The organism is Plantactinospora solaniradicis (assembly GCF_042658085.1).
GTDB lineage: Bacteria > Actinomycetota > Actinomycetes > Mycobacteriales > Micromonosporaceae > Plantactinospora > Plantactinospora solaniradicis.
In genome coordinates, this window is record NZ_JBHSPR010000054.1 from 27,815 (window position 1) to 49,436 (window position 21,622).

Annotated in this window: 14 protein-coding genes; 6 read left to right on the forward strand and 8 right to left on the reverse strand. The window is 70.8% G+C overall.

Annotation, left to right across the window (positions count from 1 at the left end):
* Nucleotides 1–345 precede the first annotated feature (345 nt).
* Nucleotides 346–3,132 (reverse strand): family 78 glycoside hydrolase catalytic domain, encoded by a 2,787-nt coding sequence (locus ACFP2T_RS37965; RefSeq protein WP_377430835.1) that lies wholly within the window; start codon nt 3,130–3,132, stop codon nt 346–348.
* A 159-nt stretch (nt 3,133–3,291) separates the two neighbouring features.
* Nucleotides 3,292–6,519 (reverse strand): family 78 glycoside hydrolase catalytic domain, encoded by a 3,228-nt coding sequence (locus ACFP2T_RS37970; RefSeq protein ID WP_377430838.1) that lies wholly within the window; start codon nt 6,517–6,519, stop codon nt 3,292–3,294.
* A 189-nt stretch (nt 6,520–6,708) separates the two neighbouring features.
* Here ACFP2T_RS37970 and ACFP2T_RS37975 point away from each other — a divergent pair, with 189 nt between their 5' ends.
* Nucleotides 6,709–7,776: an SEC-C metal-binding domain-containing protein gene (locus ACFP2T_RS37975; RefSeq protein WP_377430841.1), complete on the forward strand. Its 1,068-nt coding sequence runs from the start codon at nt 6,709–6,711 to the stop codon at nt 7,774–7,776.
* A gap of 38 nt (nt 7,777–7,814) precedes the next feature.
* On the opposite strand, the gene ACFP2T_RS37980 is transcribed toward ACFP2T_RS37975, so the two are convergent.
* Entirely contained in the window at nt 7,815–10,346 is a 2,532-nt protein-coding gene (locus tag ACFP2T_RS37980) for a polysaccharide lyase family 8 super-sandwich domain-containing protein (protein ID WP_377430843.1), read from the reverse strand.
* A 315-nt stretch (nt 10,347–10,661) separates the two neighbouring features.
* Between ACFP2T_RS37980 and ACFP2T_RS37985 the strand changes: the two genes are divergently transcribed.
* A complete protein-coding gene (locus ACFP2T_RS37985; protein ID WP_377430846.1) occupies nt 10,662–11,786 on the forward strand; it encodes a helix-turn-helix domain-containing protein in 1,125 nt (374 codons plus the stop codon).
* 827 nt (nt 11,787–12,613) lie between these two features.
* Here ACFP2T_RS37985 and ACFP2T_RS37990 read toward each other — a convergent pair.
* On the reverse strand, nt 12,614–12,742 hold the full coding sequence (locus ACFP2T_RS37990; RefSeq protein WP_377430849.1) for a hypothetical protein: 129 nt from the start codon (nt 12,740–12,742) through the stop codon (nt 12,614–12,616).
* 77 nt (nt 12,743–12,819) lie between these two features.
* On the opposite strand from ACFP2T_RS37990, the gene ACFP2T_RS37995 reads away from it, so the two are divergent.
* Together ACFP2T_RS37995 and ACFP2T_RS38000 are read left to right on the forward strand one after the other, a co-directional pair.
* Nucleotides 12,820–13,170 carry a GNAT family N-acetyltransferase gene (locus ACFP2T_RS37995; RefSeq protein ID WP_377430851.1) on the forward strand — a complete coding sequence of 117 codons (351 nt, stop codon included), beginning with the start codon at nt 12,820–12,822 and terminating at the stop codon, nt 13,168–13,170.
* Nucleotides 13,171–13,425: 255 nt separating this feature from the next.
* Nucleotides 13,426–14,010, forward strand: a complete 585-nt coding sequence (locus ACFP2T_RS38000; RefSeq protein ID WP_377430854.1) for a transglutaminase-like domain-containing protein — start codon at nt 13,426–13,428, stop codon at nt 14,008–14,010.
* Nucleotides 14,011–14,254: 244 nt separating this feature from the next.
* On the opposite strand, the gene ACFP2T_RS38005 is transcribed toward ACFP2T_RS38000, so the two are convergent.
* Nucleotides 14,255–15,487, reverse strand: coding sequence for a beta-ketoacyl-[acyl-carrier-protein] synthase family protein (locus ACFP2T_RS38005; protein ID WP_377430856.1), 1,233 nt, complete (start codon nt 15,485–15,487; stop codon nt 14,255–14,257).
* A gap of 132 nt (nt 15,488–15,619) precedes the next feature.
* Between ACFP2T_RS38005 and ACFP2T_RS38010 the strand changes: the two genes are divergently transcribed.
* Nucleotides 15,620–16,210 carry a TetR/AcrR family transcriptional regulator C-terminal domain-containing protein gene (locus ACFP2T_RS38010; protein ID WP_377430859.1) on the forward strand — a complete coding sequence of 197 codons (591 nt, stop codon included), beginning with the start codon at nt 15,620–15,622 and terminating at the stop codon, nt 16,208–16,210.
* 12 nt (nt 16,211–16,222) lie between these two features.
* On the opposite strand, the gene ACFP2T_RS38015 is transcribed toward ACFP2T_RS38010, so the two are convergent.
* Nucleotides 16,223–17,623 carry an NAD(P)/FAD-dependent oxidoreductase gene (locus tag ACFP2T_RS38015; protein ID WP_377430862.1) on the reverse strand — a complete coding sequence of 467 codons (1,401 nt, stop codon included), beginning with the start codon at nt 17,621–17,623 and terminating at the stop codon, nt 16,223–16,225.
* A gap of 182 nt (nt 17,624–17,805) precedes the next feature.
* On the opposite strand from ACFP2T_RS38015, the gene ACFP2T_RS38020 reads away from it, so the two are divergent.
* Nucleotides 17,806–18,159, forward strand: coding sequence for a cupin domain-containing protein (locus ACFP2T_RS38020; RefSeq protein ID WP_377430864.1), 354 nt, complete (start codon nt 17,806–17,808; stop codon nt 18,157–18,159).
* A gap of 2 nt (nt 18,160–18,161) precedes the next feature.
* Here ACFP2T_RS38020 and ACFP2T_RS38025 read toward each other — a convergent pair whose 3' ends face one another.
* Together ACFP2T_RS38025 and ACFP2T_RS38030 are read right to left on the reverse strand one after the other, a co-directional pair.
* Entirely contained in the window at nt 18,162–19,676 is a 1,515-nt protein-coding gene (locus ACFP2T_RS38025; RefSeq protein WP_377430866.1) for a family 43 glycosylhydrolase, read from the reverse strand.
* 51 nt (nt 19,677–19,727) lie between these two features.
* Nucleotides 19,728–21,131, reverse strand: coding sequence for a glycoside hydrolase family 43 protein (locus tag ACFP2T_RS38030; protein ID WP_377430868.1), 1,404 nt, complete (start codon nt 21,129–21,131; stop codon nt 19,728–19,730).
* Nucleotides 21,132–21,622 lie beyond the last annotated feature (491 nt).

The following is a 21,622-nucleotide window of genomic DNA, read 5'->3' on the forward strand; positions in this document are numbered from 1 at the left end:
GGCGATCCCGGGTGGGGCGATGTCGACCAGGATCCCGGATTGCACCGCCGACCCCACTCGCAGGTTCACCACGCGATGGCGTCCAGGCTGACGCCGAGCCAGTTGCATGGCGCCGTAGCCCATCCGACTGATGGTGAGGCCGTCGGCGTGGGTCAGGCTGCCTCCGGAAACGCTGCGGGTCACGTCGTCCCTCTCACTTACGCGGTATTACCAGGCTATCCAGCCTTACCCGACGAATCTGGCCATCTACGTCTTCCGGACCAGCCACTGATGGTTGTGCCCCACGGCGGTCAGCCCACAACCTGACGGTTGTGGGCTGACCGACCACGACGGGCTACACCGGGATCAGTGCGTACGGCCCGCCGGCTGGAAACTCGACCGGCCGGAGCCGACCTCGAAGATCGCCCGGCCGTTCTCGACGCCGACGAACGTCGCCCGGCTCGGGCCGGAGGCCCGGTACGACTTGCCGGCGACCACCGGCAGCGCGACCCTTGCCGTGACGTTGACCGGCACGTCGAGTTCGACCCGCATCCCGGCGCCGATCCGACGCCAGTCCAGGGTCACCGGGCCACGCTGGGTGTGCACGGTGCCGGACGCGTGGGTCAGTCCGGTGGCCGGCGGAACGATGTCGACCTCGGCGGCACCCGGGCTCGCGGTCCGGATCCCGAGCAGCGTCTCCTGGACGTCGACGGCGACCTGTGCGCCCCAGCCGTGTGACTGGCTGAAGTTGCTGCCGGGGTCGAGCGTCCAGGCCTCCCAGGTGAAGGTTCCACCCTGGTCGAGGATGTTCGCCCAGCCCAGGTCGTCCGGGTTGGTCAGCAGGTCGAGTACGGCATCCGGCCGCCCCGCGTCGCCGAGCGCCTGGAGCAGCCAGTGTGCCGTCATCGGCCCCTGCTTCATGCCGAGCGAGGCGAGGTACCCGGCCAGCGCCGGTCGATCGGCGGCCGGCGCCACCCCGTGCGCGATCGCGTACGACGTGCTGTGCTGACCCGCGTGGGCGCTCTGCTCACCGGTCGCGGCGAGCCCGTCGACGTACACCCCGTCGGCCCGGCGCAGTTTGGCGTTCATCGTGTCCACGAGTGTGCCGGCCCGGGTGGAGTAGCTCGCCACCTCGGTGTCCGGTCGGTCCAGCGCCTCGGCCATCTGGGCGGTGGTCCGCAGCACGTCCACGCCCTGGGCGTTGATGGTGGTCCGGGCCGCCGCGGTCATGTCGTACCCGAACCGGCCGGGCTCGGGCCAGTCCACGATGCCGTACTGGTAGGCACCGCTGCCGCCGGAGAGCTGGGTCACCAGGCCGGCGGTCGGACCGTCGGCCGGGATGTGCCGCAGCACGTAGTCTGCGGTGTCCCGGATCGACGGGTACGCCTCGGCCAGCAACGCCCGGTCGCCGGTCTCCTGGTAGTAGCGCCAGACCCAGTCCACGAACATCAGCGAGTAGTCGGGGATGTCCCGCTTCCCGTCGCCGTTCGGGTAGACCGCGTTGTACCGACCGAGGTCGTTTCCGGTGTTCCAGAACCGCTTGGCCGAGTACAGGAACTCCCGGATCGCCTGCTGGGTGGCGTCCCGCTCCCCGAAGGCGCCCATGGTGGCGTACGAGATGTCCGCCGCGTCGCCGAGGAACTGCCCCTTCTCCCGGGTGGGGGTGTCGACGAACGCCTCCTGCACGGAGTAGATCGCGGACCGCTTCAGCATCTCCCAGACGGCGTCGAGGGTGCGATCCGAACTGCGGAAGCTCCCCTCCCGACCGGCCGGGGTGTCGGTGTGCACCACGACGGCGGAGACGTCGTCGCGGCTGATCCTCTCTTCGGCGCCCGGGATCTCCAGGTAGCGGAAGCCGAGGTGGGTGAAGGCCCGGAACTCCTGCCGGCCGTCCTTCTGGACGTACGGGAAGCTCATGTCGGTGCCCTGGGACAGCAGGGTGGACGTCTCGACCCGGCCGGTGGTCGGGTTCAGGTTGTAGCCGGCCCGGATCGCCACGCTTCGGCCGGCGACTCCGGCGTCGAACCGTACCGCCGGGCGGGCCGGGATGACCACGCCGAAGTCGGCGACGACCGTGCCGTCGGCGGCGGTGGTCAGCGCGACGGGCTTCACGGTCCGCTCGGTCAGCCGGGTCTCCTGGCCGATCAGGTGCGGGTACGCCGGTGCCGGGTGCGCCCCGACGACCGTGGCCGGCGTCCAACCGGCGGCGGTGGCGTCGTATCCGGGCGAGGTCCAGCCCACCATCTCGGCGCGGGCGTCCTGGCGCTCGATCCGGTCGCCCTCGCCGTTGCGGCGGGCGGATCCGCTGGGGAAGAAGCCGTCCCGGACGACCTGCCACGATCCGTCGGTGACGAACACCTCCCGGCTACCGTCGGCGTGCTCGACGACGAGCTTCATCAGCAGTCCGGGGGTGCCGGCGGGACGGCCCTGGCCGCTGCCGTACCAGTGGTAGCGGACGCCGAGCGCGAGCGGCTTGCCGGCGCTGACCAGGTCGGTGACGTCGGCGGCCTGGTAGTAGTCCTCGCCCGGGTAGCCGAACGACGTACCCCGGTCGGCCCGGCGGCCGTTCAGGTACAGCTCGTACGTGTGGTCGGCGGCGGTGTAGGCACGGGCCCGGACGACCCGGCTACGGCCGATCCGCACCTCCTTGCGGGCCAGCGTGTAGTCGTCGGCGTCGCCGGTGACCCGGCGGATCCAGTTCGCGCCCTCCCACTGGGCGTCGGAGATACCGGTCTCGAAGCCGCCGGTGCCAGCCGGCGAGATCCGGCCGGTCCGGTCCCAGGTCCGGACCGTCCAGCGGTAGGCGGCGCCGGGTAGCAGGGCGGGCCCGGCGTACGGCACGTAGGACTGCTGCCGGGACGACACCTTCCCCGAGTCCCAGACCACGTCGCCGTCCGCCGCCGACACCGTCAGCCGGTACGCGGTCTGCACCTCGCCCGGGTCGTTGTCCCGGGGCAGCCAACCGAACTGCGGCGTCCCCTCGATGTTCAGTGGACGTACCCGGTCGTTGACCGTCAGCGCGGTCGGCGTCCTCGGCGCGTGCCCCTTGGTCGCCGCGGCCGGCAGCGCCCCGGTGAGCACACTCCCCGGCACGAGTACGGCGGTGACGAGCAGGGCGGTCCGGAGGCGTGGCGGTGTTCGTCGTCGTGACATATGTGGCTCCTCTTCTGCCGGTGCTGGTTCGACTGGCGATTGCTGCGATTGCTGCGGCTCGGGATCGGTCGGGCTCGGGATCGCTCGGGCTCGGGCTCGGACGTCGGGCTCGGGGTCGGGGTCGGACGTCGGGCTCGGACGGCGGTGGGTGCAGACGGCTCAGTGCCGGCCGGGCCAGTCGACCACCGTCGAGCCCGGCTCGACCCGGGTCAGCACCAGCCGCCCGTCCGCGACGGACCGGTGCGGCGACCGGCCCTCGGAGCGCACCCGGAGCCGCCGGACGTCGGTGATGCCGAGGGCGGCGAGTTCGAGTTCGATCCGCCCGGAGACGTTCGGCGGTAGGGCGACGCTCAAATGGCCGCCGTGCCGCCGGTCGAGGTGCACCCGGACCGGCCCCCGTACGGTCGGCACCGTCGCGCGCAGCCAGCTCAGCGGTCCGGGCTGCGGGGCGATCAGCATCTCCCGGGCGCCGGGGGCCAGCGGCCGGACCCCGGCGACGAACCGGGGCACGATGTTGGCCGGCGCCGAACCCCAGGCGTGCGAGAACGTCGTGTTCGGCTTGATCGACGGATCCCATGCCTCCATCACGATGGTGGCGTCGAGGTCGTCCATCATGTGCAGCCAGGAGAACTGTTCCCGGCTGGTCAACAGCCGGTGTGCGGCGTCGGCGAGGCCCGCCCGGTAGAGCGCCTCCAGCAGGAACTGCGCGCCGTAGACGCTGACCCGCATGCCCCCGGCGGCGAGCCGCTCCCCCAGCGCCCGGACGTGCTGCTCCTGCGCCACGCCCAGGGCAAGCGGGAACGCGCTCGCGTGCTGGGCCTGGTGGTCGGTGCCCACCCCGTCGCGGTACGCGCCGGTGGCCGGATCGAACAACGCGGCGTTGAGCGCCGCCCGCAGCCGTGCGGCCAGGTCGGCGTACCGCTGCTGGTCGGCGGTGCGGTCCAGCACTCCGGCGATCCGGGACAGGGCGTCGAACGCCGCGTACTGCCAGGCGTTGATCACCGTGTTGACCCGGGTGAAGACGTAGCCGTCCCGGTTGCTCGCCGGCCAGTCGACCAGGTCGGCGTTGCTCTGGCTCGAACTTCCCGGGTTCTTCTCGACCAGGCCGGACGGGTTGAGCGCCTCGTCGAGCTGCCGGTCGACGAAGAGGTCGTAGTCGGCGGCGAGGTTGGACGGGTCACCGGTCGCGAGGTAGTCCGCCCAGGCGGTGATGACGGTCTGCAACCGGTACTCCGCCGGCCAGGTCGGCCGACGGGCCAGGTACGACGTGGAGTACCGGGCCAGCGCGTACGAGCGTTGGGTGGCGTACTCGGAGAGCTGGTTGATGATGGCGTCGCCCTCGTACGGCCCGCGCTCCCGGGTCGGCGTGTCCTGGTAGAGGTCCTGTCGGGTGGCCTCGATCGAGTAGCGGCACATCTCGAAGACCCGGTCCAGGTCCGGGTCCGAGCTGGCGAAGGAGGCGTCGTCGTCCTGCCAGGGGAGCTTCAGCACCGCCGCCTCGACGGCGTGGGTCAGGTCCAGCGCCGGGTCGGCGACGAGTTCGACCCAGCGGAAGGCCCGGTAACCCCAGTGTTCGAGCTGCTGCCGCCCGTCCCGCAGCGTCCAGATCTCCCGGTACGTCTGCCCGGCCCGCAGGTTGTACCGGGCGCCAATCTCGGTGCGTTCCTCGCCGAGCCGGACCTCCACGGTCTGCCCGGCGACGCCGACGACCGACAGCCGGATCCCGCCGACCACCTCCCGGCCCAGGTCGAAGAGCCACCGACCGGGCTCGGGGCGTTCGACCGCCGTGGGGCGCCGGTAGCTGTAGGCCATGTTCGTGACCCACGCCGGTTCCAGCCGACGGGTGAGCGGGGCGGGCACCGCCGGCTCCCAGTCGTGGTCGTCGAAGCCGGCCCCGGTCCAGCCGACCGGCTCCCGCCGGGCGTCGATGTACTCCTGCGGCGCGTGGTAGTAGCCGCCGCCGGTGGTGCCCGCCGGTGGCCGCCAGCCGCCCGCCCGACGAGCCCGCCAGCCGTCGCCGGTCCCGAAGACCTGCCGGGTGCCGTCGGCGAACACGACGACGAGTTGGGCGAGGAAGCCGCGCTCCTGCGGCGAATAGCAGAGCGCGGCGAGCACGTTGCGCCCCGCGCGCAGCCGGCTCGTCACGTCGTGGGTCTGGTAGCGGGCCTCCCCCGCCATCGCCCGGACCGGCCCCACGCCCACGATCCGGTCGCCCAGCCAGAGCTTGTAGACGTACTGCCGGGTCGGCTCCGGTGACTGCGCGGTCGCCTGGACGAAGGCACCGGCGATCGGCTTGTCCGGCAGTACCACCTCGGTACGCAGCAGGGCCCAGTCGTTGCTCTCGCCCACCGTCGCGAGCACCGACTGGCCCCGGTCGACGACCAGGTCGCCACCGGCGACGGTGCCACCGGTGAACACCCCCGGCCCGGTCGAGAAGTCCTCGTCCACCAGCATCGCGCCGGCCGGGTCGGTGAAGGTCGCCGATCCGAACCGCTGCGACTCGGTGCTGCCGTTGCGGAAGCCGATGCTGCCGGCGGCGTACGTGCCGTCGACCGTGGTGTCGACCAGGGTGTCCCCGAGGTAGGTCCGGATGGTGGGGCCGTCGAGTTCGACGCGCAGCCGCAGCGGGGTCCCCACCGGTACGGCTGCGCCGATCGGCTTGTCGGCCAGCACGGTGTAACTACCGCCCCGCTGTACATGGGTCCGGAGCACTCCGGGCGTACCGGCGCGCAGTTGCCAGAGGTAGTTGTTGGCGGTGTCCTGGGCCCGGAACCAGAGGCTCGCGGCGACGGTGGTGATGGTGACCGAGACCTCGAACGTGCCGTCGGAGAGTGTCACGCTGCCGTCCGGCGCCCAGATCGGCTCCGCGACCCAGGTGTCCCCGGCGGCGGTGACCACGGTCTGCGGCTCCGACCAGTTCGAGACCAGGCCCGGCTTGGCCCAGGTACGGACCCGCCAGTGGTAGAGCGAGCCGGGCGCGAGCGGTGGCCCGGCGTACGCCACGGCGGTGGACTCGGCCGAGCTGACCCGACCGCTGTCCCAGACCACGCCGCCTCGGCTCGACAGCTCCTTGCGGGTGTGCGCGACCTGCACCTGGTACGCGTACTGCCGGGGCGCCCGGCCGAGCGCCGGCACGATCCAGCTCAGCCGTGGCCGGTCCGGGACGATCCCGAGCGGGGTGTCCAGGAGGGAGGTGAGAAGGCCGGTCGGCGCCGGTTTCCGGGCGGACGTGGCGAGCGCCGGAGCGGCCTCGGCCAGCGCACCGATCGTGATTCCGGTGGCGGAGGAGGCGGCACCGAGCGCGAGAGTGCCGCTCGCGGTGAGGAACCCTCGACGGGAGAGCGCGGTGGTGGTCTCGGTGGTCTGGTCGGCGCTGGGCTGACTCAACCCATCCTCCTACCTGAATCGTTTCAGGCAGGTTACGCCGCCGGGTGAGCCCTCGTGAAGACGGTCACGATGGCCGGATCCGGTCAGGCGGGCCGGAACAACCAGCGGGACCCGAACGGGATGCCCGGTGAGACGGGCACAACAGCCGACCGACCGGGTTGCGCCGGGCTACCGCAGTACGGTGAAACAGTGCCGACGAAAGACGTTCTCACCAGCGCAGATCTCACCGAACTCCGGCAGTCCGCGCTCGGCGCGGCCAACCCGCTCGGCATCGCCGCCGAGTTGGCCGAGGCGGTCGACCAGGGCCGGCTCGCGGACCCGGCGGACGCCGGCCGGGCGCTGACGCTGGCCGCCGAGATCGCCGAGGTCAAGACGAAACTCGACGCCGCGCTGCGGTACGCGGACCAGGCCGTGCAGGCGTACGGGGACGGCGGCGGCACCGACGCGGGCTTCGCCCGGGCCCTGCACGCGCGGATCCTGTACCGGCTCGGCCGGGCCGACGACGCGCTCGCCGAACTCACCGCCCTGCGCCCGCTGCTGGGCGAGCACCCCGACGCCGCCGCCTACCTCAGCGCCGCGCTCGACGCGGGCGGCCGGACCGACCTCGCCGAGCAGTGGCTGACCTCGGCGGTGGAGACCGCGCTGCGGGACCGGGCCGCCACCACACCGGAGGCACCGGCCGAGCCGACGGAGGCACCGGCCGCCGCGCCGGAGGCACCGGCCGAGCCGACGGCGCTGGAAGCCTCCGGGGTGCTCTTCTTCCTGCTGCAACAGCGGCACCGGGTCCGGCGCGAACTCTCCCTGCCGCACGACCAGAACGACAACCTGGCGGACCGGCTGGAGAACGAGCTGTTCAGCAACGCCGCCCAGGCCGCCAACGCCGAACCCGGTGCCGAGGCCCGGCTGTTCTGGCCACGGGACGACTTCGACAGCCTGCTGTCGCGCTGGCCCACCCTGACCGAGGCGTACGGCCGGGACTGGGACGAGCACCGGGCCCGGGTCCAGCGGGAACTGGTCCGGCAGGCCAACCTCGGGCGCATCGGTGTGGGCCCGCTGCGCGGCTCGACCGAGGGGCTGACCGGCTACGCCACCCGACAGGGCGGGGATCCGGCGGAACAGCAGATCCGAACCGGGTACGCCGAGGAACTGGCGAACCGTGCCGCGCAGCTTCCGTGGCCACCGGAGCGCAACGGGGCGTGCTGGTGCGGTTCGGGACTCAAGTACAAGAAGTGCTGCCTGCCGCGCACCCGGAGCTGAACCGCTGAGTCGGACCGTTCACCGGAATCCGGCCGGGACTACCGGAGCGTCACCTGGAAGCTGCGGCCGTACGCCCGCCGCGTGGTGACCTCGATCCGGGTGCCGCCGGGAACTCGGCGGACCCGGACGCCGTCGTCCGCCGCGAGCACCCGGTACCGCCGGCCGCGCAGGGTCACCGATACCGTGTCGCGCTCCATCGTCGGATCGGAGACCGCCACCGCGACGGTGTGGTCGCGGGCCTGCCGGACGAGCACCGACGCCGGGCCGTCGACGACGAGCCGGTCGGCCTCGTGCCGGCCGGACGCGAAGACGTTGGCCGCGACCAGACCCAGCCCGGAGTGCCGCACCGCCTGGATCCGGGTGCTGTTGGCCAGGACCGCCACCGGCCCGTGCCGGTACGACCGCAGCCGTTGCACCGAGGCGTTCGGCACCAGGGCGTACGCCAGCGTGCCGGGCGGCGTGCCGGCGGCCTGCTCGACGGCGACCGAGAAGACCTGCTTGCGCACCATCGTGTCGGGGTTGGCGGTGCGGACGACCCGGCGGCTCCGGGTGACCGTCTCGAGGAGAACGGACGGCGGGCGCCCGGCGAGGAACACGTAACCGACCGCCGTGCCCTGACCGGCGTTGGCGTAGCGCAGCCAGGCCAGCGGGGCCGTACCGGTGCCGGTGAAGGCGGTGCCGGTCCGGAGTTCTCCGGTCAGGGTGACGGCGTCCGTCGCCTCGGCGATCCGGCTGTCGAGGGTCGTCGTCACCGCGCGGCCGGCGGCGTCGCCAACCCCCGCGGCGAGCACCACGATCTCGTCGTCGAGCATGAACCACGACTTGGTGGCCTCGGCGTTGCGGTAGGCGACGAAGTCGTCGGGCAGCTCGCCGGCCCGTTTCGCGGCGTACCCGACGTCGCTGGACTGGACCAGTCCGGCCGCCCCGTACGGGCCGAGGCTGGCGCCGCCGGAGTACCGGTTGGTGCCGCGCGGAAAGTAGACGTACGTGTTCTGCGACTCCGACGACGAGGTGAAGCCGCGCTCCGGGTTGTCGTACCACGCGGTGCCGTAGAGCTCGGGAATCGTGTGCCGGTGCTCCACCGGAGCGGTGACGCCGGCCAGCCGGTACGGCGAAACGGTCGTGTAGTAGTCGACGCCGTACGCCTGGGTCTGGTCCTGTCCGGCGAGATACAGGTAGTGCGCGCCGTCGCCCTGGAACCACGGCATCAGGTTCTCGCCGCTCATGTACTCGTACTTGCTGATCCGAGCGGAGCTGCGGGCCAGCGCGAAGGCGTAGCCGGGGCGGCGGTGCACGGTCTTGTCCATCGCGTTGAATCCGACGTTGCGCTCGGCGGGGTTGAGGTCGGCAACCGGAATCGTCGGATCGGCGAGGATGTCGGTGTAGCGGGCGATGCTGACCGGGGAGACGAAGGTCGTCGGGTTGAGCGCGGCCCGGGAGGTCTGCCGGACGAACGCGACGTAGCCGGCCAGCGCCCGGGCGTCGGCACCGGTGGCATGGCCGGAGAGGTCGACGACCGCCTCGACCACGATGGCGACGTCGGCGTACCCGGTGGTGGTCCGGGACACCGCGCGCCCCTTGACGATCTCCATCATCCAGCCCTCGAAGATGAGCGGGGCGAACCCGTTCACCACCCAGCCCTGTACGACGCCGACGAGGTCGTCGCCCTGGACGTAACCGGTGCCTTCGAGGATCTTGATGGTCTGTACGACCCGGGTGAGCAGGTTCTTGCCGTAGGAGCCGGTGTAGGCGACCGAGGCGTGCTGGATGAACGAACCGTCGGCGTAGTAGCCGTCGGTGACCCCGTGCCGCAGGTCGTACGGGTCGATGGTGGCGAAGACGGTGAGCTGGTCGGCGAGCGCCTTGCTGATCCGGGCGTCGTCGCCGAGGACGGCACCCTGGAGGATCCGGTTCGTCGCGATGTCGGCGAGGTTGGCGCCGGTGTGGAAGCGCGAGTCGAGGTCGACGTCGCCGTCCTTCCCGTTGCGCAGGTACGCGTCCATCGCCGCGACGTAGGTGGCGGGAAGGTCGGGCCGGTACGCCGCGATCTGCGCCGCCAGCAGGACCAGGATCTTGCTGACGTGGTTGGAGATGCCGATTTCCCAGTTGTGCCAGTTGCCGTAGTAGCCCTTCGACTGGTCGCCGTAGTAGTTGTCGTAGAGCCAGCCGAGACCGTCGATGACCCGTCGCGCCGTCGCCTCGGGGTCGGACCCGGGGTCGGAAAGGGTGCCGCCGGGGGCCCGGGTGGCGAGGGCGATCTCGTAGAGGTACTGGAACGACGTCGTCAGGTTCGGATCGCTGGTGCCCAGCGGCACGCCCCGGAAGAGTTCGCCCGGTCCGGCGTTGTCGAGCGCGTCGAGTCGGGACCGGGCGGCCCCGTCGATGGCGACGAGCTTGGCGGCGACCTCGGGCCGGGCGTTGGATTCGGCGGTGCCGGCGAAGATCGCGACGGTGTTGCCGAGCAGTACGGCGTGGTCGGCGGTGGCCTCCGCGGTCACCCCGCCCGGCGGCGTCGCGGCTCGGGCCCGCAACGGCTGCGCCACCGCCAGCAGGCCGGTTGCGGGGATCATCGACAGGACGGCGCGGCGCGGGATCTGCAAGACGGGGCTCCAAGATCGACGGAGAGCGCTTGCCGCATTCAACCAACCGCACTCGCCAAGGTCAATAAATCGGTATGCCTCCGATGTCGGTCGGGGCTACCAGACAACCTCGGTGGCGTCGTCGGAGACCGCCAGCGTGCTGGCCAACGGACGGGCGGTGAACACAGACGGATCGCCGACCGGCAGCGCATCCGGTCGACAGCCGCTGATCGGTGTACCGTCCGAAGTGGCGACCCAGGGTAGGGCCCAGGGCGCCACCACCCCAGCCCTATCTGGGAGCAAGCCATGCCGCGACCTGTGGCTGTCGACCCGCGATTCGGGGCCGAGCTGCGCCGACTACGCGAGCTGTCCAGCCTGACCCTGCGCCAGTTGGCCGAGGCCACCAGCTACTCACACACCTACCTGTGGGAACTGGAGACTGGCAAGAAACGTCCCGGTGGAGTCGACGTAGCCCAGCGCCTGGACGCCGCGCTGCACAGCGGCGGCATCCTCGCTGCGCTCGTCACTGACACCGCGCTGGACCCCGACACCGCCAGCCGAATCGACTCGGTCGCCGCCCGACCTCGAAGCATCGACGCGCCGGCGGTCGACGCGCTCCGGACGATCCTCGGCCAGCAGCGCCGGCTCGACGACGCGTTCGGCTCCGCTCCGCTGATCGCCTCGACCATGAGCCACCTCGATATCGTCCGCGCGGGCCTGGCCAACGTCCGGGGCGAGCTGCGTACCGACGTGCTCGACCTCGCCGCTCAGTGGGCCCAGTTCGCCGCCTGGCTGCACATGGCGTCCGGTCTGCTCGGCACGGCCGGGGAACTACTCGACCAGGCGTGCGGGTGGGCTGCCGAAACGGACGACTACGAGATGCTGACAACGGTCCTCAGCTACAAGGGGCACCAAGCCTGGTTGGCCGGCGACGTCGGCGCCCTCATCGGACTCAGCACGGCGTCCCTGCGTGATCACCGCGCCTACGTGGGCCAGCGGGCATACGACCACTACCAGCTTGCGCGCGGCCTGGCCCTGACCGGCGACGACCGGGCCACCGATGAGGCCCTGCGGGTCGGCTCCGACCTGGCCGCCGAGGCGGTTGAGTACCACGGCCCGACGCCGGACTGGCACTACTACCGGACACCCGCGTTCTTCGCGCTGGAGCGGGGGCTGGCATTGCAGGTCGGCGGCCGGTGCGGCGAGGCGGTCGAGCACCTGACGTCCGGGCTCGACGACCTTGAGCCGGGTGCCCGCCGGGCGGAGTGGGTAGGCGACTACCTTGTGCATCTCGGTCTTGCGCACGAGGCGGCCGGCGAGCGGGATGAAGCGGGCGCGGCGGTGATCGAGGCGGCGTCGATCGCTGAGGCCACGCGGTCGCTCCGGCTGGCCCGGCGGGCGGCCGAACTGGAGCGTCGTCTCGGTCTTTAAACCGTGTCAGCCGCGTCAGCAGACGTGTCTGCTGACATGCGCCCCCTAGCTCCGGACCGGACCGGCGGTCACGCTGAGTTGTGGGCGCGATGGTCGGCTAGGGGCCGGTTGGATCCGTAGGGCTCGCGTCCCGGCCGGTCCGGGGCCTTGTACGGGGCCCGGACCGGTGCCGGATCAAGTTGAGAGTGGCGCTCCGTGATCGGTGGTCCGGGGCGCCACGTACCCGGATGGAGGAGTGCGACGTGCGCATGCTGGCGAAGCTCCGGGCCCGGTGGCGGCGGTCCCGGGCCGAGGTGTACTGGCAGGAACGCCTCGGAGGACCCTGGCGGCCCGGCTGGGGGCCGTACGAGGAACGTCCCGGAGAGCGCGCCGGGCCTGGCGATCGACTGGGCGTGGGCAACGATCACCACGCACGCCGAGGCTCGGCACTGCGACGGCTGCCGGGGCGCCTGGTGCCCGACTGCCGAATGGGCGCTATGGATCGTCATCACCGACCGCGTCGTACCGGCCGACCGGCGGCAGCTCGTCTCCGTGGTGGCACGGCAGACGATGACGGCCCACTGGCCGCGCGGGGTCGACGGCTGTCGGCCGTGTGGCCTGCCGAACTGCTCTCGGATGCAGGTCGCGGCGACCTGGCTGGAGGTAATGAAGGATGACTATTTGCCGCCGTCGGTGCGGATCCTGCTGCCGTCACAGACCCCGACACCCGAGGACCTACGCCGAATCACCGACATGAACTGACGAGAGGATCAGCAAGAGGCGGGCCCCGACCTCGGGATGAGGTCGGGGCCCGTCGGCGTACCCGGACCCGGCCGGCACCAACGAGTTCAGCGGCGGGGCTTCCGGGGGTCGTCGAAGTAGTCCACGCGACGCCCCCGCACCCGGTCACGACGCCCCACCACCATCAGCGACGAGATGGCGTAGATGTTGACGACTTCTTGTTGTGGACGCGACAAGAAGTCGTCAAGGTTCACCCGAACTGGGCGGTGATCGAGGTCGATCGGCCGGAGAGCAGGGAAGTTAGCCTCGTACCGTGAACGACGCTCCAGCGCTGACCCACGGCGGGATGAGGCCGTCGTTGACGAGCCCGCAACTGGACTTGGTCGCCTTCGTCTCCGACGACGTCGAGGAGCTCCACGAGATCTTCAGCGACCCACAAACCCACACCATCGGCAGCGGACCACACTGCGACATCCAGCAGACCCGGGCGTGGATCACGCGTCGCCTGATCAGCCACCGTGACCCGGGTCTTTGCTGGTACGCACTGCGTAAGCGGACAACCCAGCGACTGATCGGCAACTGCGGAGTCTTCGCCGGACGCACAGGGATCACCGAACCCGAAACCGGCTACGAGATCCGCTACGAGAGCCAACGACGCGGCTAGGCCACCGAGGCCGCCACAGCAGTGATCTCGGAGTGCGCACGAGGCAACCTAGGAGTGCCAGCGACTGAGTGTGACGCCGTGCGGCTCGTTACCGCGCGCTCTGCGGCAGATCAGTGCGCGTTGCCGCAGCCGTGTCCGGGAATGAGGGTGACAGGCGAAGCGTGGCTGCGGTGAAATAGCGCCGTTACCGTAACGCGATGGGTCATGGCGCGATGGAGCAGCATCGATCCGACAAGCGGCGGGGAAGGGACAGCCATGCAACTGGTCGCGGGCGAACCGTTGGAGTACCTGGGCGGTGACATGGTCGTCGAGGTGGACCATCCGGCAGTGCGGGCGTTAGCTGGTGAACTACGCGCGGCGCATCCGGACGACGTCGACTTCATGCGGGCCGCCTTCGCATGGGTTCGTGACCGGATCCGGCACTCCGTGGACGCCCAGGATCCGCGGATCACCGTCACCGCTGGGGAGGTGCTCAGCGCCGGCGTCGGCCTCTGCTATGCCAAGTCGCACCTGCTGGTGGCCGTGGCCCGGGCCGCCGGCGTTCCGGCCGGGTTGTGCTACCAACAGCTGACCGACGGGGGAGAGCCCTTCCTGCACGGCCTCGTTGCCGTATACCTCGCGGGCCGCTGGCATCGCCAGGACCCGCGCGGCAACCGCACCGGCATCGACGCCCAATTCCGGCTCGGGCGTGAGCAACTGGCCTACCCGATTACCAACGGATCGACTGGTCTCGATCTTCCTGAAGTGCACGTGCGACCCTCCCCCAACGTGATCGCAGCCCTGCGCGGTGCTCGAGACGCTCTTGAACTGTGCCGCGCCGGGTTACCCGCTACACCCTGAGTCGGGACAGCGGATGCCAGCCATGGGAAATTCGCGGCAACACACTCTTCTCGGCACGATCGGACGCCGTACGTCAGCCGGAGCCGTCACCCTGAGTAGCTCGTAGAGTTTCCAGGGCGGCCGCATCGGAGATCTGATCACCCGAAGTGGCCGGTCACACGCATGGACCGCCGTTGTTGCCCGCGCCAAGCTGTCGGCGGGAACGGGGATGTGGTCACGGGCACGGACCGTACGGAGATCAGCGCTAGTTGGTGAACAGCAGGGAGACGTTCTGCCCGCCGAACCCGAACGAGTTGCAGATCGCCGCGTCGAGACGCTGCTTCCGGGGCCCGTCGCTGGCGACGTCCAACCGGACCTCGGAAGCCTTGCGGTCGAGGTTGATGGTGGGTGGGATGACACCGTTGGTGACCGACAGCAGCGTGAGGATGCCCTCCACCGCACCGGCGGCGCCGACCAGGTGCCCGATGCTCGACTTCGGCGCGGTGAGCACGACGTCGTCGCCGAGGGCCTCCTGGATCGCGACCGCCTCTCCGACGTCGCCGACCACTGTGGACGTCGCGTGGCAGTTGACGTGTCCGACGTCGCGGGGTTCGAGCCCCGCGACGGAGACGGCGGTACGGATCGCCCGGATCTGCCCGGCGCCGGTCGGGTCCGGTCCGGTGATGTGGTGGGCGTCCGAGGTGATGCCGTAGCCGGCCAGCCGTCCGAGCACCCGGGCACCCCGGCCGGCCGCGAAGTCCGCCCGCTCCAGGATCATGATTCCGGCGCCCTCGCCGAGCACGAAGCCGTCCCGGTCGACGTCGAACGGTCGCGACGCCCCTTCGGGATCGTCGTTGCGCTTCGACAACGTCCGCGCCTGGGCGAATCCGGCGATGGTCAACGGCGCGATCGCGGCCTCCGCGCCACCGGCGATGACGACGTCGGCCTCGCCGGCCCGGATCAGCCGGGCGGCCAGCGCCAACGCCTCGGCTCCGGAGGCGCAGGCGGAGACCGGGGTGTAGACCCCGGCGCGAGCGCCGTACTCCAGGCTGACCCAGGCGGCGGGCCCGTTCGGCATCAACATGGGGACGGTGAGCGGGGAGATCCGGTACGGGCCCTTCTCCTCCAGCAGGTCGTCCTGGCCGAGCAGCGTGTTGACGCCGCCGATCCCGGTGCCGATCACCACGGCGAGGCGGATCGGATCGACCTCCGGGCTTCCGGCGTCGGCCCAGGCCTGCCGGGCCGCCACCAGCGCGGCCTGCTGACAGCGGTCCATCCGGCGAGCCTGGACCCGCGGCAGCACCCCGTCCGGCGAGACGGCCATGGGCGCGGCGATCTTCGTCGGCAGATCGTCGGCGTACGCGAACGACGACACCAGGTCGTCGATCCGGCGTACCCCGGAGCGCCCGGCGAGCATGCCCTGCCAGAGGGACTCGACGTCCCCGCCGAGCGGTGTGGTGGCACCGAGTCCGGTGACGACCACGTCCGAGGCGCTCATGTCCCCTCCTCGCTTCGCTCGTCGACGTCATGAGCGTGGAAACCGAGCCGACCGATTCGCTCGCTCATGCTGTCTCCTTCTCGTCGGTGTGCCGGCTTGTCCTCAGTTAGTTGTATCGCATACAACTATCAGGTGTCCACCAGCCAACCGCCCAGAGCCCGTGGTCGGCGTACCCGCTCGCAGATCCTCGAACAGGCCGCAGCGCTGTTCGCCGAGCGTGGCTTCGACGCCGTCAGCGTCGCCGAGATCGCCACCGCCGCCGGAGCACATCCGAACCAGATCACCTACTACTTCGGGTCCAAGGACGCCTTGTTCGTGCACGCGGCGTTCATGCTGCTGCTCCGGGAGGCCGAGCGGCTGGAGCCGGTCGGCCGGCGCCGCCACACCCCGGAGTCCTTCCGGTCCGCGTTGGCGCGTACCGCGCTGGCCCTACCGGCGGTGCCGATCGCCGTACAGGCGATGTCGATCACGCGACGCCGACCGGAGTTGCGGCCGGTGGCGGAGCAGAACCTCGCCCTGCTGTTCCGCAAGGCCAGGCAGTACCTGACCGCGATCCTCGACCGCCGGGACTGGGTCATCGACCGTCCCGCCGACGTCGAGGCCCGGACCTTCTGGAGCACCGTCCTCGGGGCGCGGCTGATCTCGGAGTCAGGGTTCGGCGGTCGCTCCGACGACATCGACCTCGCCGGAGTGCTCACCGTCCGGGCCAGGACCGATGCCTGAACTCCGGTGGAGTCAGCGCGGAGCACCCGGGCCGGGCGGAGCACCCGGCACCCGGACCGGAGGTGCCGTCAGCGGAGGACGGGTCGGCCCCCGCAACACCCGCAGCGCCATCCTCGGGTACATCAGCGCCGCCGGAGGCCGGACCAGGTACAGCACGTCGGTCAACGTCCTGCTCACGTACGGGTCCCGGTTCGCCACCTCGGCGGTCCGGGCCAGATACCAGTGCGAGAACCGGACCCGCCGCGCCAGCCGGACCTTGTTGGCCGCGTAGCGCACGTCCGCGCCGGTGGCGATCGTCCAGGCCGCCGTGCCCGTCTCGGCGACCACGGCCTGCGCGGCTCGGCCGAACCTGCCCGGACGGGTCCGGAGGTGCTCGGTGAGCAGTGCCGCGGTCTGCGCGGCGACGCTCATACCCTGGCCGTAGACCGGGTTGAAGGCGCAGGCGGCGTCCCCGACCACGAGGAAGCCGTCCGGCCAGCGGGCCATGGTCTCGTAGTGCCGGCGGCTGTTGGCGGTCCACCGGAAGCCGTGGATCGGTGAATCCGGCTCGGCGTCCCGGATCGCCTCGTAGAGCACCGGACTACGCAGCCCGCGGGCGAACTCCAGGAATCCGGCCTCGTCGGTCGGCGGAACCTCGTCGCCGAGTCCGCCCAGGGTGACCATCCAGCGATTGTTTTCGATGGGATACAGCACGCCGCCACGGAAGGTCTGCGGCGGGTTCGGCATCAACAGGATGTGCTTCCAACCATCGGCGACCCCGCCGGGAACGAGGTACCGCCGGCTGGCGTAGCCCAGCCCGGCGTCGATCCGGCTCTCCTCGGGGCGGCCGTAGCCCAGCGCATCCAACCAGTCGGGAGTACGGGAACCGCGCCCGCTGGCATCGACCACCACATCGGCGTCGAGCCGCTCGACCCCTTCGACACCGCCGCGCGGACGCAGTGCCACGCCCGCGACCGAACTCCCGTCGTTTCCCGGCAGCAGCCCGACCGCCTCGTGGGCGGTCAGGAACCGGATCCGCTCGTCGGCCAGCAACCGCCGCCGGATGGTCCAGTCGATCAACTCCCGGCTGGCCCCGATCAGTTCGTGGGTCGCCGGAAACCGCTCCCGCCATTCGGTGGCGCTCAGGTACAGGACGTCCGTCGGCACCGCCACCGACACCGCGCCGGACCCACGCAGCTCCGCCATCAGACCGGGAAAGAGCCGTTCGAGGGCCCGCTGACCCGAGGTGATCAAGATATGCAGGTGGTATGCCTGGGGTACGCCGGCCCGCACCTGCGGGGCCTCCGGAAACCGGTCCCGCTCGACCACGGTCACCCGCTCGACGTGGTCGAGCAGGGTACGCGCGATGCACAGACCGGCAAGGCTGCCACCGATAACGACGGCGTGGCGCAGGGCAGGGGCGCGCGGAGGCATGCCTCCATCCTTACCGACCTGGCTGGCAGCCCGACGCCTCCAACACACCCCCTGTCGCCTTCCTTACTCGACGTCGTACCGCTGCCTTACGCGATGCCGTGACGCACCGACCCCGACCCTCGGTCGCCCGAATCCTCCGGACGGGCATGTCCGGACCGCGGTGCATGGGTACCGTCATCGACATGGGTGACTTCGTGATCAGGCGATGGGAACTCGCTCCGATCCCCGAGGACCAGGCGCCGCCGCACGTCCATCATGGCTCCGACGAGGCGTTCTGCGTCCTCAGTGGGCGACTCGAGGTGCTGCTCGGCGACGTCAGGCAGGTGCTCGGCGAGGGCGAGTACCTCGTCGTACCCGCCGGCACGACGCACACGTTCGCCACGGTCGGCGACACCGGCGCACGGATCCTCGCCGTCATGACCCCGGAGGTCGACGCGCTTGTCGACGCCCTGCACTCCGCCGGCAGCGAGGAGGAGCGAGCCGCCGTGTGGGCGGCGCACAACTCCGCCGTCGTCGACCTGCCGACCCCGCACTGACGTCATTCGAGGTGGAAGGTGGCGGACGCCTGGTCGGTGCCGCTCACCGCCTCGACGTAGAGCAGCCCGGCGCGGTGCCGGACATACCGGCCGGCGGAGTTCTGCGATTCCAGGGAGATCCCGGCACTGCTGGCCAGCCCGGCCCGGCGCAGGAAGCTGGCGTCGGCGCGGAACTGCGCGGAGTTGTCGTTCCGCTCCACGTAGACCTCGAAGTTGCGGTGCCGCAGGTAGTAGCCGGGGAAGTTGGTCGACTCCAGGGAGACCGACCCGGAGCCGGCCAGCCCCGTGACGATCCGGAACTGCGAGTCGGCCAGCGGGGCCACATTGGCCTCCAACCGCCCCCGGTAGTCGTAGTGCCGCAGGTAACTGGTGGTGAGGTCGTGCGAGCGCAGCCGTACCGGGGTGGCGCCGTCCGGCACCGGAATGCCGAAGTTCGGGGTGCCGTCCGCGTTCCAGTACAGCTTCTGGATCCGGGTCCGCCGGTTAGGGTCGTTCAGCGGATCACCGCTGATGTCCCGGTAGTTGCGGTCGTGGTAGACCAGGATGTCGCTCTGGCCGTCCTCGGAGACCGTGAACGAGTTGTGTCCCGGGCCGTACTGGCCGGTGGAGGCGTTGCTGACGAACACCGGGGTCGCGCTCTTCGTCCAGGAGGCGGGGTTGAGCAGGTTCGCCGTCGCGGAGGCGGTCAGCAGTCCGAGGCAGTAGTTCGCGTCCGTCGCGCTGGCCGAGTACGTCAGGAAGATCCGCCCGTTCCGCTGGATCACCGACGGCCCCTCGGCCACCCGGTAGCCCCGGGTCTCCCAGTCGTACGTCGGCACGGTCAGCCGGGTCACCGTGCCGGTGATGGTCCACGGGTCGCTGCCCATCCGGGCGAGGTAGAGGTTCGAGTTGGTGGAGATGCCGGGCTCGGACTGGGCCCAGGTCAGGTAGCGCACCCCGTTCGCGACGAAGGTCGAGGCGTCCAGGGCGAAGGTGTCCCACGGGGTGCTGATCCGGCCGCGTTCGGTCCACGATCCGGTGAGCGGGTTGGCGCTGGAGTTCTCCAGCGCGTACATCCGGATCCGCCAGATGTCGTCGGCGCGGCCGGCGGCGAAGTAGACGTACCAGCGGTTGTTGATGAAATGGATCTCCGGGGCCCAGATGTGCGCGCCCATCTCGCCGCTGGTGTGCCGGCGCCAGATCGTCGTCTCGGCGGCGCTGGACAGCCCCTGCAAAGTGGTGGCGCGGCGGAGCACGATCCGGTCGTACTGCGGCACGGTGGCGGTCAGGTAGTAGTAGCCGTCGGTGTGCTTGAAGATGTGCGGATCGGCGCGCTGGTTGACCAGCGGGTTGGTGTAGTTCACCGCGGGCGCGGCCTGGGTCGGCAGGGCCGGCAGCAGCCCGGCCAGCACCGCGAACACCGCGGTCGCGGCGGCGACCACCGGCCGGGCCAGCCGTCGGGTACGGTCACCCGACCCGCGTGGCGCACGCGGTCCAGGTGCCTCGGCGGCGACGGAGAGCGGGTCGGGACGGCGCATGGTCATCTCCTCCACGGCTGGCGGTGCCGGCGGCGAGCCGACGATCGGGGTTCAGTGGCCGACCTGGAAGGTGGCGTCCTGCCGGTCGCTGGCGGCCGAACTGCTCGACAGGGGATCGATCCGCAGCACGTAGTTCGTGTGCCGGAGGTAGCGGTCGGGGACGTTGTGGGACCGGAACGAGGTCCAGGCCGAGTCGGCCAGTCCGGCCGTACGGTGGAACGTCGCGTCCGCCGCGAACGTCGTCGAACCGTCGCTCGCCGCCAGCACGATCGCGTAGCCCGAGTGCCGCAGGTACTGGTTCGGGTAGTTGACCGACTGGAACGACACCCCGGCCGGATCGGCGAGGCCGGGCACCAGCCGCCACTGCGCGTCGGCGAACGGGTCGAACGGGTACGGGTCGATCCGCCCGACGTTGCCGGCGTGCCGGATCAACTGGTCCGGGAAGTTGTATGACTTGATCCGGTTCCAGTTCGGCGCACCCCACCGGGACAGCAGGTTCGTCCGCTCGGTGGCGGTGATCGGGATGATGGTCGGATGCTTGGCGTTCAGCGGCTGGCTGTACTGGGCCTTCGTCAACGGTGACCAGCTGTCGGCGTTGACGTTGCCGCTGCGCCAGGCGTACAGCTCGCCGTTGTTCGGGGAGAAGGAGTCGCCCCAGAGGTACCACTCGTTCCGGTCGTTGGCCTTGACCACGATCGGTGCCTCGATGCCGCCGTTGACCACCCCGGCGGTGTACGTCCCCCGGTCGAAGCTGCGCGGGTTCAGGCTGGTCGACCTGGCGCCGTACAGCCGTCCGTCGCCCATGTGCTTGTAGTACAGGTAGTTGGTGCCGTTGTTGATGTGCATGGTGGCGTCCAGGACGTTGAATCCGGGGTCGAAGAAGAGCTGTGCCGAGCCGACCGTCCGGAAGTCGCTGGTGTAGTTGACGTAGAAGACGTCCCGGGTGCCGTTGTAGGCCGAGTAGATGATCCCGTACTGGCCACGGCTGGCGTCCCAGAACGCTTCCGGCGCCCAGGTGTGGGTCGGCATGGTGTGCATCCGCAGCCGCCGGTAGCCGGTGAAGCTGCGCAGGTCCGGCGAGTCCCAGGCGTGGATGTACTGGTTCTGCTGGGTGAAGTCGGTGCCGTTGAGGTCGGTGGCGATGACCGTGAACGTGCCGTCCTGCCGGCGCACGATGTACGGGTCACGCAGGCCCCGGGTGCCGGCGGTGGGGGTCACCACCGGGTTGTTCTGGTTCAGCGGTGTCCACTGCAATCCGTCGGTGCTGACCGCCAGATGCAGCCCGTAGTTGTTCGCTACCCGGCCCGGAGACTCGGTGAAGTAGCCCATCACGTACCCGGCGTAGGGCTCCGCCGCCGAGGCGGTCGACGGTACGGACAGCACGGCCGTACCGGCCCCGCCCAGCAGCAGGACGCCCAGCGCCGCCGACAGTGCTCTGCGCCGTATCGACACCATGGCCGGATCCCTCTCGTTGACGCCGTCGGGCGTACCTCTGTTACCTCGGTGTTACGGAGGATAGTGTTACCGCTAACATCGATGGGAGTCAAGGGCCGGCGAGATTAGCAGGAAAGCGGATTCCTCCTTGACATCGATGGATGTGAGCGCGAACACTATCGATACGTCCGGGCGGAATGTCACCTTGCACCGCCGGCTGAGCGCCGGCACCCGGGCCCTGCGGCAGCCCCCGCCGGCACCGTCCCCGACGCCGGCGACCGGCGTGCACCCCACCGCGCAGGGCGCTCCACCTCACCGCGCGCAGGGCGCTCCACCACCAACAGACCAGCACGCCAACCTGCGGAACTCCCCGGCGTCCGACACCGGACCGAACTTCGGCGGCACGACCGACGCCGGACCGGCTACGGCACGACCGACGCCGAACCGAACTTCGGCGGCACGACCGACGCCGGAGCTTCCGCGGCTCGGCGCCGTCCTCACCCCCGAGGCGG

Bases quoted from the DNA above. Each gene is read 5' to 3' on its own strand.
- ACFP2T_RS37965 (WP_377430835.1), bottom strand. From the start codon at position 3,132: ATGTCACGACGACGAACACCGCCACGCCTCCGGACCGCCCTGCTCGTC.
- ACFP2T_RS37980 (WP_377430843.1), bottom strand. From the start codon at position 10,346: ATGATCCCCGCAACCGGCCTGCTGGCGGTGGCGCAGCCGTTGCGGGCC.
- ACFP2T_RS37985 (WP_377430846.1), top strand. From the start codon at position 10,662: ATGCCGCGACCTGTGGCTGTCGACCCGCGATTCGGGGCCGAGCTGCGC.
- ACFP2T_RS38000 (WP_377430854.1), top strand. From the start codon at position 13,426: ATGCAACTGGTCGCGGGCGAACCGTTGGAGTACCTGGGCGGTGACATG.
- ACFP2T_RS38005 (WP_377430856.1), bottom strand. From the start codon at position 15,487: ATGAGCGCCTCGGACGTGGTCGTCACCGGACTCGGTGCCACCACACCG.
- ACFP2T_RS38015 (WP_377430862.1), bottom strand. From the start codon at position 17,623: ATGCCTCCGCGCGCCCCTGCCCTGCGCCACGCCGTCGTTATCGGTGGC.
- ACFP2T_RS38020 (WP_377430864.1), top strand. From the start codon at position 17,806: ATGGGTGACTTCGTGATCAGGCGATGGGAACTCGCTCCGATCCCCGAG.
- ACFP2T_RS38025 (WP_377430866.1), bottom strand. From the start codon at position 19,676: ATGCGCCGTCCCGACCCGCTCTCCGTCGCCGCCGAGGCACCTGGACCG.
- ACFP2T_RS38030 (WP_377430868.1), bottom strand. From the start codon at position 21,131: ATGGTGTCGATACGGCGCAGAGCACTGTCGGCGGCGCTGGGCGTCCTG.